The sequence below is a fragment of the uncultured Fretibacterium sp. genome, from assembly GCF_963544685.1.
In the GTDB taxonomy this organism is placed as follows: Bacteria; Synergistota; Synergistia; order Synergistales; family Aminobacteriaceae; genus CAJPSE01.
Map to the genome: position 1 here is coordinate 13,718 of NZ_CAUUGJ010000020.1, position 14,268 is coordinate 27,985.

13 protein-coding genes are annotated in these 14,268 nt (G+C 63.2%); 12 read left to right on the forward strand and 1 reads right to left on the reverse strand.

All coding sequences use genetic code 11. The features are described from left to right. The first annotated feature begins 17 nt into the window (after nt 1-17). Nucleotides 18-947, forward strand: coding sequence for an ABC transporter ATP-binding protein (locus ABLA28_RS03420; RefSeq protein WP_347712524.1), 930 nt, complete (start codon nt 18-20; stop codon nt 945-947). A gap of 30 nt (nt 948-977) precedes the next feature. On the opposite strand, the gene ABLA28_RS03425 is transcribed toward ABLA28_RS03420, so the two are convergent. Next, a complete protein-coding gene (locus ABLA28_RS03425; protein WP_347712525.1) occupies nt 978-1,376 on the reverse strand; it encodes a hypothetical protein in 399 nt (132 codons plus the stop codon). 702 nt (nt 1,377-2,078) lie between these two features. On the opposite strand from ABLA28_RS03425, the gene ABLA28_RS03430 reads away from it, so the two are divergent. From ABLA28_RS03430 to ABLA28_RS03480, 11 genes are all read left to right on the forward strand, one after another. Beyond that, nucleotides 2,079-2,894: a transporter substrate-binding domain-containing protein gene (locus ABLA28_RS03430; RefSeq protein ID WP_347712526.1), complete on the forward strand. Its 816-nt coding sequence runs from the start codon at nt 2,079-2,081 to the stop codon at nt 2,892-2,894. Between the two features lie 15 nt (nt 2,895-2,909). Continuing rightward, on the forward strand, nt 2,910-3,566 hold the full coding sequence (locus ABLA28_RS03435; RefSeq protein WP_347712527.1) for a molybdopterin-dependent oxidoreductase: 657 nt from the start codon (nt 2,910-2,912) through the stop codon (nt 3,564-3,566). A 20-nt stretch (nt 3,567-3,586) separates the two neighbouring features. Continuing rightward, nucleotides 3,587-5,170 (forward strand): molybdopterin-dependent oxidoreductase, encoded by a 1,584-nt coding sequence (locus ABLA28_RS03440; protein ID WP_347712528.1) that lies wholly within the window; start codon nt 3,587-3,589, stop codon nt 5,168-5,170. 84 nt (nt 5,171-5,254) lie between these two features. Then, a complete protein-coding gene (nhaC, locus tag ABLA28_RS03445) occupies nt 5,255-6,658 on the forward strand; it encodes a Na+/H+ antiporter NhaC (RefSeq protein WP_347712529.1) in 1,404 nt (467 codons plus the stop codon). A 211-nt stretch (nt 6,659-6,869) separates the two neighbouring features. Continuing rightward, nucleotides 6,870-7,400, forward strand: a complete 531-nt coding sequence (locus ABLA28_RS03450) for an amino acid ABC transporter permease (RefSeq protein ID WP_347712530.1) — start codon at nt 6,870-6,872, stop codon at nt 7,398-7,400. Nucleotides 7,401-7,410: 10 nt separating this feature from the next. After that, on the forward strand, nt 7,411-8,151 hold the full coding sequence (locus tag ABLA28_RS03455; protein WP_347712531.1) for an amino acid ABC transporter ATP-binding protein: 741 nt from the start codon (nt 7,411-7,413) through the stop codon (nt 8,149-8,151). A 297-nt stretch (nt 8,152-8,448) separates the two neighbouring features. Continuing rightward, entirely contained in the window at nt 8,449-9,345 is an 897-nt protein-coding gene (locus tag ABLA28_RS03460; protein WP_347712532.1) for a hypothetical protein, read from the forward strand. After that, on the forward strand, nt 9,342-10,298 hold the full coding sequence (locus ABLA28_RS03465; protein WP_347712533.1) for a DNA-processing protein DprA: 957 nt from the start codon (nt 9,342-9,344) through the stop codon (nt 10,296-10,298). The genes ABLA28_RS03460 and ABLA28_RS03465 overlap by 4 nt, the downstream gene beginning before the upstream one ends. A 353-nt stretch (nt 10,299-10,651) precedes the next feature. Beyond that, nucleotides 10,652-11,809: an Mbeg1-like protein gene (locus tag ABLA28_RS03470; protein WP_347712534.1), complete on the forward strand. Its 1,158-nt coding sequence runs from the start codon at nt 10,652-10,654 to the stop codon at nt 11,807-11,809. A 490-nt stretch (nt 11,810-12,299) separates the two neighbouring features. Beyond that, on the forward strand, nt 12,300-13,241 hold the full coding sequence (locus ABLA28_RS03475) for a sulfurtransferase (protein ID WP_347712535.1): 942 nt from the start codon (nt 12,300-12,302) through the stop codon (nt 13,239-13,241). Between the two features lie 17 nt (nt 13,242-13,258). Beyond that, nucleotides 13,259-14,268, forward strand: a 1,010-nt coding sequence (locus ABLA28_RS03480) for a transglutaminase family protein (RefSeq protein WP_347712536.1), incomplete at its 3' end; no start/stop codon positions are given.

Consider the following 14,268-nt stretch of genomic DNA (forward strand, 5'->3'; position numbering starts at 1 on the left):
AGGAGGTTTACGCTTACATGCTTTCTTTTCGGAACGTTACCGTGCGTTACGGGGCCTTCACGGCCCTGGAGAGTCTGAACCTCGACCTGCGGCGCGGCGAGCTGATGACCCTGCTGGGTCCCTCCGGGTGCGGGAAGAGCACGACGCTCAAGGTGGCCGGAGGCTTCATCGCCCCGGACGAGGGCCGAGTCCTTCTGGACGGGAAGGACATCACGTACCTTGCCCCGGAGCTGAGGCCGACCGCGACCGTCTTTCAGAACCACGCGCTGTTTCCCCACATGTCGGCGGGGGATAACGTGGGTTACGGCCTCAGGGTGCGGGGAGTCGGTCGGGAGGAACGGCGGCACGAGGCGGAGAAGGTCCTCGAGCGAGTGGGGCTTTCCGGCTGCTTCGATGCGCGGGTCCAGGACCTCTCGGGCGGCCAGCAGCAGCGCGTGGCCCTGGCCCGGGCCCTGGTCCTGAACCCTGCGGTGCTGCTCCTGGACGAGCCGCTGTCGAGCCTGGACGCCCGGCTCCGCGTGCGGATGCGCCGGGAGATACGGGAACTCCAGCGCGCGGTGGACATCACGATGCTCTACGTGACCCACGACCAGGAGGAGGCGCTCTCGATCTCCGACCGTGTCTCCGTCCTGAATGGGGGACACCTGAGCCAGACGGGCGCACCGGAGGAAATCTACTTTTCCCCCGCGGACGATTTTATCGGAGATTTCATCGGCGACGCGTTTTCCGTAACGCTCGAGGGGCGGCGGCGCCTTATCCGGCCCGACCAGGTGGTCCCCGACCCCGATGGGACCTTCGAGGGGCACCTCACGGGCCGGGAGTTTCTGGGGGCCACGGTGGAGTGGCGCATCGAGTGGAAGGGACAGAGCCTGAGGGCGATCCTCCCGAGCCGCGACGAAAGGACGCCGCCGCTCGGAGGGACCGTGCGGTTCGATATCCGCCCCTGAGCCTCCGGGGAAGAGAAGCTACAACCGAAGCTACAATCCGGCGGCGCTCAGGGCGTTCACGACCGTCCGAACCTCCTCCTCGAGGTCCGTCCCCGGCGTGACGGGAACCGGATGGTAGCCGGGGACATCCGAGAGCAGGCCGGGCTGCGTCCCCGGCCCCACGTCGAAGACCGGACGATGGCTCAGGGCGCCCCGAATTCGTCCCGCCAGGTTGGTCGCGTCCTCCGGGTGGACGACCGCCGCGTCGTAGTCGAGCTGGAGCAATCGGTAGCACAGCGCCGCCTGGAGCAGCGGATCGCCGGCCCGCTCTGGCAGGATGGCCTTGAGCTCGAACCCGGCCTCCGCGGCCCCTCGGACATAGGCCGTCACCCGCGCTTCGTCGGTCCCACCGCGGAACAGAACGCCTATCCTCCCACGCATCTCCCGCATCCGCCGCTCCCTCGCCTTCGACAAAAGTCTAGCCCGGCGTTATTTCAGGCCGGGAGATTGAATGCTTCTCCGGTACTCCTCGCGGGGTTCCTCGTCGATCTTGAGGGCGACAAGGCGGCGTATCCATCACGGAGCCGCACAAGGGCCCCTCCTTCCGTCCGGAGCTTACGGCTATTGTACACCGGGGCCGGAGAGGACGGCGGACGTCCGGGCCCGACGGAGGGGGCGGGGGAGCGCATGGCGCGGGGCCCCGCGTTTTCCGCCGGCGCCGCGCCCGGTGAATTGACAGACCGGCCCGGCTTCTGCTAGAGTTTCCCCGATGCTTTCCTCCGGCGGAGAGCCCGCCGGACAACCTCAGGAGAAAGGAGGATTCCCCATGCGCCGTCCCGAGACGTGATGCGCCCCCGGCGATGCACGTGATGCATTTTTGCCGCGGTCCGGGTCGGGACGCATGAGGGAGTCCGGATTCTTTCCCGCCTTCGTCTGAACCTTCCTCCCGATAATTTTTTCCGTGGATTCATGCCCTTCTTTCCGCAGGAGTGGAAGGCTTGTCCCCTTTGGATCGCCACGTCACGATGCAGGCCCGTTTTTTGTCCGAGAGCCCCCGGCCGCCGGGGACTCGGGCGCTTTTGCCGCGTGCCGCATAACCCTGGCTTTTTTCAAAAAATACAATGAGATCGAAAACGATCATGGGAGGAAATCATGAACGTCAGAAAACTTGGTTGGGTTGGGCTCCTTGCCGTTGTGGTCATGTCGGGGTTCGTCCTCCGCGGGACGGACCTCCGCAGGGCCGACGCGGCCGATCAGCAGGGCGAGAACAAGATCGTCGTGATCTCGTCGAACTCGGCTCCTCCATACAGTTATTTCGAGGGCAAAGTTCATGTCGGGTTCGAGGTGGATTTTTGGGACGAGATTGCCCGGCGTACCGGCCTGACGGTTCAGTTCGAGACCTCGGGGTTCAGCGGGCTGTTCGGTTCCCTTGATTCCGGCCGTGTGGACGCCGTCTCCTGCTTCATGGGGATTACGCCGCAGAGGCAGGAAAAATTCGCCTTTTCCGTGCCCTATGCCGTGGACCCGCTGGGGTTCTTCGTCGCGGTGGACAGCCCCATCCAGTCCGTGGAGGAGCTCGAGGGGAAGGTCGTCGCGGTCGAGGACGGCGCGCAGGGGCAGCTGGAGCTGAACGCCCTGATCGAGCAGGGACGGAAGTACACTCCCAAGGTTTATGGGGACGGGACCTCGGGGATCATGGACGTCGCCATGGGGCGTGTCGACTCGCACCTGACCTCGGTGGCTCAGGAGCACTTCGATATGAGGCAGATGAAGCTCTCTCTGCGCCAGCTTCCCGGAAACCTCTCGGAAAGGGAGGTCGGGGTTGTTTTTCGCAAGGAGGATGCGTCCATGGCCTCCAGGATCGAGAGGATCAACGAGGCCATCGGGGCGATGCTCGCGGATGGGACGATCGGCCGCCTGACCGAGAGGTGGCTCGGCGTCGACCTTTCCATCAAGAAGGGGCAATAAGCCCCCTCCGGCGGAATGAACGAAGCGAAGATGGAATCCCGCACGCTCCGCCTCAGGGCCGGAAGCGCCGGGGAGACGTCGAGGAGGCCCGAGCGCCTGCCGACCCGAGGCCCGGGGGAGATCGTGAGGGTCCCCACCGTATGCCGCATGTGCGGTCAGGATACCGGCTGCGGGGCGATAGCCCTGGTGCGGGACGGTCGTCTGCTCGGCCTGGAGGGGATGAAGGAGGCCCCCCACAACAGGGGCAGCCTCTGCGCCCGAGCCCATGCGGCCCCCGAATGGCTTTATTCCCCGCAGCGGCTGAAGTCTCCCCTGGTGCGGCAGGGAGGGCGCAGGGGGGCGCCGTGGGTCCCTATTTCCTGGGGGGAGGCGCTCGACCTTCTGGCGGAGCGTCTGCTGGACGAGAAGAAACGCTACGGGGCGGAATCCCTGGCCGTGCTCTCGCCGGCCAGGCGCAGCTACTGCGGGTACATGATGCGCCTCCTGATGGCCCATGGAAGCCCGAATTACGGCCACAGCGGCATCTGCTACGTTCAGCGGAGCATGCCCTTCACCTACACCCTGGGCGGCCATCGCCCTCCGGCCGCGGACTACGCCCAGGCCGACCTGATGCTGCTCTGGGGCCGGAGCCCCACCTGCGCCAGTGCTCCGATGGGGGGCTGCGTGCCCTGACGGAGGCCAGGCGGCGGGGCATGCGCGTGGTGGTGATCAAACCCACCCAGGGCGGGGAGGGCCGTTTTTCCGACGAGTGGCTGGCGCTGCGCCCCGGGACGGACGCGGCCCTGGCCCTGTCCATGCTGCATGTGGTGATCGGCGAGGAGCTTTACGACCGTGATTTCGTGAGGGATTGGTGCTTCGGGTTCGAGGAGCTCGCGGAGCATGTGCGGCAGTACACGCCCCAATGGGCGGAGGGCATAACGGGGGTCCCGGCCGGGCGGATCCGCGAGGTGGCGCGGCGTTACGCGTCGACGCCCCGGGCGGCCATCGACCTGGGCAACGGCATCGAGCACGCGCCCGGCTGCAGCGACGCCGCCCGGGCCATCGCCATGCTGATCGCCCTGACGGGGCACCTGGAGAGGCCGGGGGGCAACTTGTGGCCGCCTCGGTTCTCGATGCCCACACTGAAGAACATCGAGCTGAAGGAGCGGATCACGGAGGACCTGGCCTCCCGTCTGGTGGCGCCGGAGATGCCCCTCGGCCTCCAGCCATGGGAGCTGGGGCTGGCCTCCTCCTACAAGGGGATCATCGACAGCATCCTCACGGAGAAGCCCTATCCGATCCGAACCCTGATCGCCGCGGGGACTCAGCCTCTGGCGAGCGGCAGGGGGGCCAAGACGACCCGGGCCGCCCTGGAGAAGGTGGGGTTCTTCGTCGTGGTGGACGTGATGGAGACGGCGGAGATGGAGTACGCCGACCTGGTCGTTCCCGTGGCCACCTTCCTGGAGTGCGAGCATTCCCTGGTGTCATGGGGCCCCTGGCTGATGGCTCCCGCCCGGGCGGTGGAGCCCTTGGGGGACTATGGGTCCGACACCGACTTCTGGGTCCAGCTGGGGTGCCGGCTGGGATATCCCGACCTCTTCTGGGACGGGGACGCCGAGCGGAGCTTCGATGAGCAGCTGGAGCCTACGGGACTGTCCATGGCCGAGCTGAGAAAACATCCCTTTGGGGTCTCGGGGGCCGTTCTGCCCCGGACCTACGAGAGGTATGGGGAATTCTTCGGCGCGATCGGCCCCAGGCTGGACCGATCGCCCTATCTTCCCAGGGGGAAGGTCGCGCTTTACAACGAGGCGTTCGAGGCCGCGGGGCTCTCGCCCCTCCCGGAGTGGCGGGAGGTTCCCGAGGGGGTTACGGCGACGCCCTCCCTGGCGGAGCGGTTCCCCTTGATCCTGTCCGATCATCACGGGTCCGTGATGTACAACTCGAGCTGGCTGCGGAACGTCCCCTCCCTGCGGAGGATGGCGCCGGAGCCGGAGCTCGAGATTCACCCCGAGGCGGCGCGGAGCTGTGGCGTTGCCGACGGCGATAGGGTGGAGGTGCGTTCCCCTCATGGGACGATGGTGGTCCGGGCCAGGGTCACCGAGGATATTCGCAGGGATACGGTCATGATCCTGCACGGTTTCTGGCAGGGGTGCGAGGAGCTTGGGCTTCCGGGCTACAGCCTGTTCGACGGCGGGGCCAACCCCAACAACCTCTATCCCCTGGGGGAGCACGCGCGGGACCCGGCGGTGACGGCCAACAGCTCTCAGACCCTGGTAACCGTGAGGCGGATCGAATAAAAGAAGAGCCTGCCGGGAGCGGGAAGCGTCTTTCGATATCGGATCTTGTCTTGAAGCCTTGTCTGGAAAGGACGGATGCAGAAAATGGTGGAATCGGAACAGCAGCATCAGCGGAGGCCCTCCCTGTCCCAGGCGGTCTGGGCCCTCGCCTTCGTGATTGCGGTGATCGTGGTCGGTATCCGGCAGAAGGTGGGCATGACGGCCCCGCTGGCCATGGGGGCCATGGCGGCGGCCTGCGTCTCGCTGCTGCTCGGCAGCTCGTGGAGGAGCGTCCAGCAGGGGATCGTCCAGGGGATATCGCAGAGTCTGGCGGCCGTCTGCATCATCATCCTGGTCGGAATGCTGATCGGCCTGTGGATCGTGGGCGGGACCGTGCCGACGATCATCTATTACGGGCTGCACCTGATCTATCCCGAGATGTTCCTCCCCGTGACCTTCGTGATCTGCTGCATCACGTCCCTCGCCACGGGAACCTCCTTCGGGACGATCGGCACGGTCGGCCTGGCCCTGATGAGCATCGGGCTCGGCCTCGGCGTCCCATCGGCCATGACTGCGGGGGCCATCGCCTCGGGCGCCTTCTTCGGCGACAAGATGTCCCCCCTGTCGGACACGACGAACGTCGCTCCGGCCATAGCCGGAACCGACCTCTTCAAGCACATCGGGTCCATGCTCTGGACGACGCTCCCCGCGGCTGTGATCTCCTTCGGGCTTTATTGGTTCATCGGAAGGGACTATGGGGCGGGCCAGGTGAATTGGGAGACGGTGAACGAGATCCGGTCGACCCTGGCGGGCACCTTCTTGCTCGGCGCCGTCACGCTGATCCCCGCCGTCCTCGTGATCCTGCTGTCGGTGTTCAGGCTCCCCGCTCTGGCGACCCTGACGCTGGGGATCTGCTGCAGCGGCCTCTGCGCCGCGTTCTCTCAGGGGCTGGGGTTCAAGGCCCTCCTGGCGGCCTCCATGCATGGATACAGCAGCGCCACGGGGGTCGCCATGGTGGATAAGATCCTCTCCCGCGGCGGGATCGACATGATGTCGGGGACGCTCATCATGCTCATCGGGGCCATGGCCATGGGAGGGCTCCTGGAACAGAGCCGCGTGCTCTCGGTCATCATCGAAGCCCTGATGCGCCACGTGAGGGGAGCCCTGGGGCTGATCCTCTCGACGATCGCCGCCTGCTACGCGACCCTGGGCGTGACGGGCAACATGATGCTGGCGATCATCCTCCCGGGAAAGACCTTCAAGCCCGTTTTCGACCGGATGGGCATCGCTCCCGAGGTCCTCTCGAGGACCCTGGAGGACGCGGGCACCCTGGGAAGCGTGCTCGTTCCGTGGGGGATCCCGGCCCTGTTCCTGATGGGGGCGCTCTCCGTCGATGCCTCCTTCATCCCCTACGTCTTCCTGAGCCTGATCTCGCCGCTCTTCGCCATCCTCTACGCCGCCACGGGGTTCGCGTTCCGGCGCGAGGCGCGAGCCTCCACCGCGGACTGACGGGATGGCGCGAACCGAGGCTCCGAAGCCTCCGCTTTCGTTCGACGTGCCGTAGGGGAGGGGCCGCCGATGAGATTCGACCTCCAGGTTTTTCTCGATATCCTCCGGGCCATGCCTTGGGGGGTCTGGCAGACGCTCTGCATATCGTTCCTGTCGTTTCTGGGGGCGCTGGCGCTGGCCTTTGCTGTCGCCATGATCGACTACTACGATTATGTCGCTCCTGAAGGGCCTGTCGCGCGTATACCTGTCGATCTTCCGGGGAACGCCCCTGATCGCGCAGATGTTCTTTCTGTACTTCGGGATGCCGGTGCTCTTCCCGGCATTCCGGAGCCTGAGCTCGTATTGGGCCGGGGTCGTCAGCCTCGCCATGAACATGGGAGCCTACATGTCGGAGACCCTGCGCGGGGCCCTGAACGCCGTCCCCGAGGGGCAGAGGGAGGCCGCCCTGACCATCGGCATGACGGAGGGGCAGCTGATGCGGCGCATCGTCCTTCCGCAGGCGCTGCGAATCGCGATCCCTCCGCTCTCGAACAACCTGATCGACACGATCAAGGGATCGTCGGTCGTCTTCACCGTCGGGGTCGTGGACTTGATGGCCGTCGCGAAGATGAAGAGCGCCGTCGGCCTGCGCTATTTCGAGGGATATGCGGCCGCCATGCTGATGTACTGGCTCATCATCACGTTCGCGACCCGCGTGCAGCGCCGCCTGGAACTTCGTATGAGCCGCGCATACCGGCGTTAGGAGGGGCTGCATGCTTCGGATATCCCGGCTGAGGAAATCGTTTGGAGAACAAAGGGTGCTGGATGGGATAGACCTCGAGGTCCGGGACGGGGAGGTGCTCTCCCTCCTGGGGCCGAGCGGGACGGGAAAGTCGACCCTGCTGCGCTGCCTCATCGGGCTGGAGCGGGCCGACGAGGGGACGCTCCGCATCGACGAGGCTCCCCCCTTCGACCTCCGGCGTCTGGGAAGGGCGTCCCTGCACCGCCTGAGGCGATCCTTCTCGATGGTCTTTCAGAGCCACAACCTTTTCGTCAACAAGACCGCCTTGGAGAACATCCTGGAGCCGATGGTCACGGTGCAGCGGATGCCCCGCGGGGATGCCGGGAAGGAGGCCATGCGGATCCTCGCGCTCGTGGGGATGGAGGACAGGGCCGACGCCTATCCGATCCAGCTGAGCGGCGGGGAGGCCCAGAGGATCGGGATAGGACGCGCTCTGGCGGTCCATGCCCCCATCATGCTCTTCGACGAGCCGACCTCGTCGCTGGACCCGGAACGCGTTCGGGAGGTCCTGGACGTCATCCGGCTGCTCGCCGACGAGAGGCGCACGATGCTCATCGTCACCCACGAGCTGGAGTTCGCGCGGAAGGTCTCGACGCGCATCGCCTTCATGAACGAGGGCCGTATCGCGGCGATCGGGGCCCCGGAGGAGATATGGTCCGACCCCAATCCCCGGCTGCGGCGCTTTCTGGAGAGCATGTCAAAGGAGGGGTAGGGTCCGAGGGGCTGCTCCCCGCCCCCAGAGCCGCACGCTACTTCGGCCCGGTGTCCCTGGACCTGCTCCAGCCTGTGAAGTTACTCTTGGGGTTGTGGTAAAATCAGTCTGTACAAGAGATTTACCTGTTTGTGGAGGTGCGCTTTATGTCAAACTTCGAACCCGTTCCGCAAAGGAATCAGATAAAAGCACCAAAAAGCTTCGGAAGATGAAATGCCTTGTCGCACTATTAAAAAGGGCATTGTTTGGATTGTTAACAGACCACTACGAATACTACCACAGGTATGGGGGATGTTGATGTCTGAGTCGACAGTCTTCAATAGGAACCGAAGTGCTTTCTGGATGCGCGTCAACGAAAATGACGATGGCAGCCTCAATTTCATTGTCTCTCAAGATGTGGTTGCTGTGGTCAAACATCATTTTCCTGAACTGGCGCAGGCAAGCCCGACTGGTTGGAAACAGGGAAATAAAAACACCGAGAATATTTGGGTGCCCGCAAACAGGGTAGATCAGGTTGATGTTGATGAAATTAAGCAGTGGGCGGAGTTCGCTGGCAATCAATGCGTTTGGCTGAAGTTGGGCAATCAGCTGCAAGCTCATTTTTCTGGCTCGGAAGTCGATCATTGTATTGCAGGAGATTTTAACTTTACCACCGATGGGTCCAGTATTATTGGTCCGCGAAGTGTGTTGGGAGAAGCAGAGTTTCAACTCAAGTATCACTTGGGCGAACTGACCCAAGAGAAGAAGCAGGAGTACTGTGCCGTGATGTCGCAGTCGTTGCTGGATGCCTTTGACCTCTTGCCATTGCGGGGCATTGGTACCCCAGCGGGTCCTGTCGTTTCTCCGATTCCTGCCCAGGAAGGGTCGAGCAAATTGGCTTGGGCCTTCGCAAAACATGTGGCAGAACGTAAAGGGGTCGGCTTCATCGAGCCGCGCCTCTTGGTTCAAAAACCACAGATGAAGCAGCTGACCATCCAGCAAAAAGTGACCGTATGGACGACGATCTACCAGACAGCCAATTCTGTCGCTCTAGATCCTGCGAGTGTTCAAGGACGGGATGTGGTCATCGTTGACGATCTGTACCAATCGGGCATCACGATGTGGGCCTACGCAAAAGCTCTGACGGGTGCAGGGGTTCGAAATGTTTTTGGCTTGGTTTGCGTAAAGTCGATGAGGGATAGCGATAACCAATGATTCAATCCATTCTCCAATTTATCCAAGCGAAAGGATCAGGCGAAGCAGCCCTTCGGCGGTTACTCACCTATGCTGTGGCTTACGGTGAGAATGCTGCCCGGGAAATCTGTTCGTCTGTTCATTCTCTTGCTGCGGAGATTGGCGTAAAGCCTGATGTGGCCCAAAATATCGTGGACGCCCGGGGGGAGGCGGTTAAGACTGTTGACGAGCTTGAACATCATGGAGTGAGTGTCACCTGGCAGGGGGCAGCTTCCTATCCTGAACGGATTGAGAAGATTCTTCAGCTTAATGCACCACCGGTACTTTTTATCCAAGGGAACCAGTCACTTTTTAACGAACCAGGTGTAGGTTTTTGCGGTTCGAGAAAGGCTTCAGATAAAGGACTGGCGATCACAGGGCGATGTGCGCTGCAGCTTGCCAGAGAGGGAATCTGCGTGGTAAGTGGCTATGCGCATGGTGTTGATATGGCGGCCCACAAAGCTGCCATGGAAAACGGCGGCACCACGATCTTCGTCCTCGTAGAGGGAATTCTTCGTTTCCAGAGAAAACGAGATGTTGCCAACCTCTTATCAGCCGGTAACCACCTTATAGTATCACAATTCCCACCACACCTCACATGGAGTGGCCGGAACGCTATGAAACGAAACAGCACGATCATCGGCCTCTCTGATGCGATGATTCTCGTTGAATCGGGGCTGACCGGTGGCACATTCGCGGCCGGAGAAGAAACCCTTAAGCGTAAAAGGCCACTGTTTGTAATCGATTTCGCGGAACCAGGTCCTTCTGCAGAAGCCAATCCCTATTTCATAAAACAGGGTGGCATGCCTGTCCGTGGCAATCGGGAAGGGATTCCCTCGCTGGATAAAGTAAGAGAGGTCGTTGCCAAGCAGTCGTGGCGAGTTCCATTACCGAAAGAACAGAGTTGTTTTAATCAGCGCTTCCCTGGACTATAACGACACCGCTCCCCCAAATCCGCAGGCAAAATTTTCAGCGTGCGGCAAAGAAAGGCCTCACACGTTTTTTGCCGCACCTAGCGGGTGCAAAATCGAAGTCAGCCTGGCTTATACAATAATGCGCTCAATCCCTCATGAAACTGTCGCAACCTGTGGATTTGGGGCTCCCCGCGTCGTTTGACATTCCGCCGGCGATGGGGTATAAACACCGCGAGACGGCGCTGCCGTGAACGAAAATCCTAGGGGCGGGCCGGGGTCCGCCCCGTTTTGCATCCGCCGCCCTTCCGTCCTCCCGTCCTCCCGTCCCGGGGAGCATGAGGGGCCATCGGGGAAAGCGGAGGAGGAGAGGACGATTGGCGAATATCTTCGACTACCTGGAATGGCGCGGCGATGTCCCTTTCTCCACGGACCCGTTCAACGAGGTGGACAACCTCGTCCTCGCCGAGCTGGCGTATACGGACTTCGACGGCGTCGTGGCGCCGCAGGGCGAGCCCGTCCCCGTCCGTGCGGTGCGCGACCGGTACTTCCGCCTGCACACGCGCGCGGAGGTGCGGGGCAGAAGGACCTTTACCGGCCCCGCCCCGCTGCTGCTGGATCCGCTTGCGGACTCCGTCCGGTATCGGGACATGCGGATAGCCTGGTACCGCAACCACGTCTCCGTGAAGGAGAGCGTGCAGATGGCGGCCGTCACGCTGTGGCCGGGCGACGGCACGGTCTACGCGGCCTTCCGGGGCACCGACAACACCCTGGTCGGGTGGAAGGAGGACTTCACCTTCAGCTACCTGACCGAGACGCCCGGCCAGAGAATGGCCGTGGAGTATCTGAACGAACGCTTCCGCGACGGCTCCCTGCCCATCCGCGTGGGCGGGCACTCCAAGGGCGGCAACTTCGCCGTCTACGCCTCCGTCTTCTGCGACGAGGGGGTTCGGAGGAGGATCCGGGACGTCTTCACCAACGACGGCCCCGGCTTCGCGAACGCCGTCACGCGGCTGCCGGCCTACCGGGACCTCGCTTCCCGGATCGTCAGCATCGTCCCGGAGGACTCCCTCGTCGGCATCCTGATGAACAGCGCCGTGGACCACAGGATCATTCGGAGCTCCAATAGGGGGCCGACCGCACACGACGCGCTGTCCTGGCTGGTCCGGGGAAACCGCTTCATCCCTGTGGAGGAGAGGAGCTGCTTCAGCGTGTTCTTCGAGCGCTCCATGCGGGCCTGGCTTGCGGACCTCTCGGACGGCGAGAAGCGCCGCTTCGTCGAGTCCATCTTCGGCGTCCTGGAGTCCACGGGCTCGCGGACCCTGGAGGAGATGCGCCAGACCCCCGTGCAGAGCGCCCTCGCCATCCTCAGGGCCGCGCGCGGGCTGTCGCCCGACCGGCAAAGACAGGTACTCGCCATCCTGACGCGGCTTGCCGTAACGGGCGGGACGGTCTTTGCACAAAACGTCAATGGAGGCACGTCGGAGTTCCGGCGGCGTCTGTCCGATTGGCTGAGGGGCGGCCCGGTGGACTGAGCGCCGGTTTCCCGCCGCCCCCCGCGGCATGCCGAATCCCCCTGTCGCCGGTTCCGCCGGGCCTGTCGGTTGACATTCCGCCGGCGATGGGGTATAAACACCGCGAAAGGCTCGGCGACGATTTTTTCGAGGAGAGGAGGAGGCCCGAATGCGGCAGTGCGGATTCACCTGAGGAAGCAGCTTGGATGCACGGGATGCATGCCGTGATGGGATTCCTTCGGAGTCGTCCGTTCGGGCCGAGCTCTTCAAAATTTGATCGGGATCCGATCGAAGTCTGACGCGCCCGCTTTGCGCGCCGTCGTCGTCTTTATTTGAGGAGAGGCCGCCCGGAGCGACCTCTCCTTTTTTATCCCCCTTCAGGATTTCCCATCTCTCACTGTATCTGTGCGGATTTCTTCGCGTCTCGACGTCGGCCGATTTCATCGGCTCGAAGGGAACGCCGTATGTTTTTGCATTCCCCCGATCTTGCCATTCTCGAGGAGACAGGAAAATGACACTGGCAACCAATCTTTCGAGTGCTGTAAAGGTTCTGACGATCCTGACGACCCTTGTGGGCTCCTTCGCGGCAGCCGCCCTTCCGGCTCTGGCCGCGGATGGGGACTACGCAAGTTCCAAAGCTCTTATCGATGTCCCTGAACTGAAGCGGCTCCTTGACGAAAAGGCTGCGATTAAGATCGTCGACATTCGCTCCGCCGAGGATTACGAGGCCGGCCATATCCCCGGCGCGATTCAAATCGCCCGGACGGATTTCGAGGATCCGAACGGCAGGGTCGAGGCCCTGATGTCGACCCCCGAACAGATGAACCGCCTGCTGAGCGCCAAGGGCATCGCGAACGGCGACGCTCTGGTTGTCTACAGCGGGCAGAAGAGCCCGCAGATGGCGACGCGCTTCTGGTGGGTCATGGACGTCTACGGACACAAGAACGTCCGGGTCCTGAACGGCAATTACGAGGGCTGGGCCGCCGAGGGACTGCCGGTTGAGCGAGGCCGCCCGGAGCCTCTGCCGCAGACGGAGTATAAAACCGGCCCGGTGGACGTCGCGCAGATCGTGGAGGCCCAGGAAGTGAAGGATCGCGGGGCGGATGTCGTGCTGCTGGACGTCCGCAGCCTCGAGGAGTACACCGGAGAAAAGGTCAGTTCCGGAGCAGGGCGCGGCGGCCGCATCCCCGGGGCCGTACACGTCTTTTTCCGCGACGCTTTGGACGCGAAGGGGTCCTTCAAACCGGTATCCGAGCTGAAGGCGCTCTACGAGTCTGTCGGAGCGACCCCCGACAAGGAGATCATCATCTATTGCATGCGTGCCCACAGAGCCTCCCATACGATGTTTGTCCTGAAGGAGCTGCTGGGGTATTCCCATCTCAAGTTGTACGACGGTTCCTGGATCGAATGGAGCAACGTCCCCGAGCTCCCCATCGAGACGGGGAAAAACTGAAGCGAGGCGCTTTCGTTATGAAGAAAGGTCTTTTCAAAGGACTGCTTGCGCTGTTGACGTCGGTCTCGATCGCCGTGCTGTCGGCGGCCTTTCCCGCCCACGCGGCGCACAGGGGGACGGTGACCTTCGAGGTCGTCCTCTCGGGGGCCGAGAAGGCCGACCGGGCGGAGGCCTGGCTGCCCTATCCGCTCTCGGACGCCTTTCAGACGATCTCCGGGATGACGCTGAAGAGCGACGCGGACAGCATGGGGGTCGAGAGGGAACCTCAAAGCGGTGCGCTCTATCTCCGGGCCTCCTGGGCGAAGCCCTCCCAGACCCCGACCTTGACGATGCGCTTCGACGTCGATTCGCACTACGCGAAGATCGAGAACCTGGACGAGACCCGGACCCCCTTCCCCGCGGAGGTCCTTCCCTTCCTCAAGGCGTCGCCGTCCGTTCCCTCGGAGGATCCCCTCTTTGCGGAGGTGGGAGCCAGGATGAAGGAGGAGCCCTCCATCCTGAGGAGGGCCTACGCGGTCTACTCCTGGGTGGTGGAGAACACCTTCCGCGACGAGGGCGTCAAGGAGGGCTGCGGCCTGGGGCTTCCCATCCGCACGCTGCAGGATCTGAAGGGCGGCGGCAAATGTGCCGACATCAGTGCGGTGTTCGTGACGCTCGCCCGGGCTGCGGGCATCCCTGCCCGGGACGTGTACGGCCTCAGAATCGCGGCGCCCAAGACGGGGGAGATCACGGGCAACTATCACTGCTGGGCGGAGTTCTACCTTCCGGGGACCGGCTGGGTGCCCGCCGACCCCGCGGACGTCCGCAAGGCCATGCTGGCGGACAAGGTGGAGCTGAAGGACGCCGATAAATTGAAGGAGTTCTTCTGGGCCGGGGACGACCTCTTCCGCATCGCCCTGAACCGCGACACGCGGAGGACGGTGCTGAGCGAGACGACCCGCAAGTTGCCCTTGACCTATTTCATGTACCCGTACGCGGAGGTCTGTCTCTTATACACATCTCCGAGCCCACGAGACGGAGCTACATC

Bases quoted from the DNA above. Each gene is read 5' to 3' on its own strand.
- ABLA28_RS03465 (WP_347712533.1), top strand. From the start codon at position 9,342: ATGATTCAATCCATTCTCCAATTTATCCAAGCGAAAGGATCAGGCGAA.
- ABLA28_RS03455 (WP_347712531.1), top strand. From the start codon at position 7,411: ATGCTTCGGATATCCCGGCTGAGGAAATCGTTTGGAGAACAAAGGGTG.
- ABLA28_RS03475 (WP_347712535.1), top strand. From the start codon at position 12,300: ATGACACTGGCAACCAATCTTTCGAGTGCTGTAAAGGTTCTGACGATC.
- ABLA28_RS03420 (WP_347712524.1), top strand. From the start codon at position 18: ATGCTTTCTTTTCGGAACGTTACCGTGCGTTACGGGGCCTTCACGGCC.
- ABLA28_RS03450 (WP_347712530.1), top strand. From the start codon at position 6,870: ATGTCGCTCCTGAAGGGCCTGTCGCGCGTATACCTGTCGATCTTCCGG.
- ABLA28_RS03430 (WP_347712526.1), top strand. From the start codon at position 2,079: ATGAACGTCAGAAAACTTGGTTGGGTTGGGCTCCTTGCCGTTGTGGTC.
- ABLA28_RS03435 (WP_347712527.1), top strand. From the start codon at position 2,910: ATGAACGAAGCGAAGATGGAATCCCGCACGCTCCGCCTCAGGGCCGGA.
- ABLA28_RS03460 (WP_347712532.1), top strand. From the start codon at position 8,449: ATGTCTGAGTCGACAGTCTTCAATAGGAACCGAAGTGCTTTCTGGATG.
- nhaC (WP_347712529.1), top strand. From the start codon at position 5,255: ATGGTGGAATCGGAACAGCAGCATCAGCGGAGGCCCTCCCTGTCCCAG.
- ABLA28_RS03425 (WP_347712525.1), bottom strand. From the start codon at position 1,376: ATGCGGGAGATGCGTGGGAGGATAGGCGTTCTGTTCCGCGGTGGGACC.
- ABLA28_RS03440 (WP_347712528.1), top strand. From the start codon at position 3,587: ATGCGCGTGGTGGTGATCAAACCCACCCAGGGCGGGGAGGGCCGTTTT.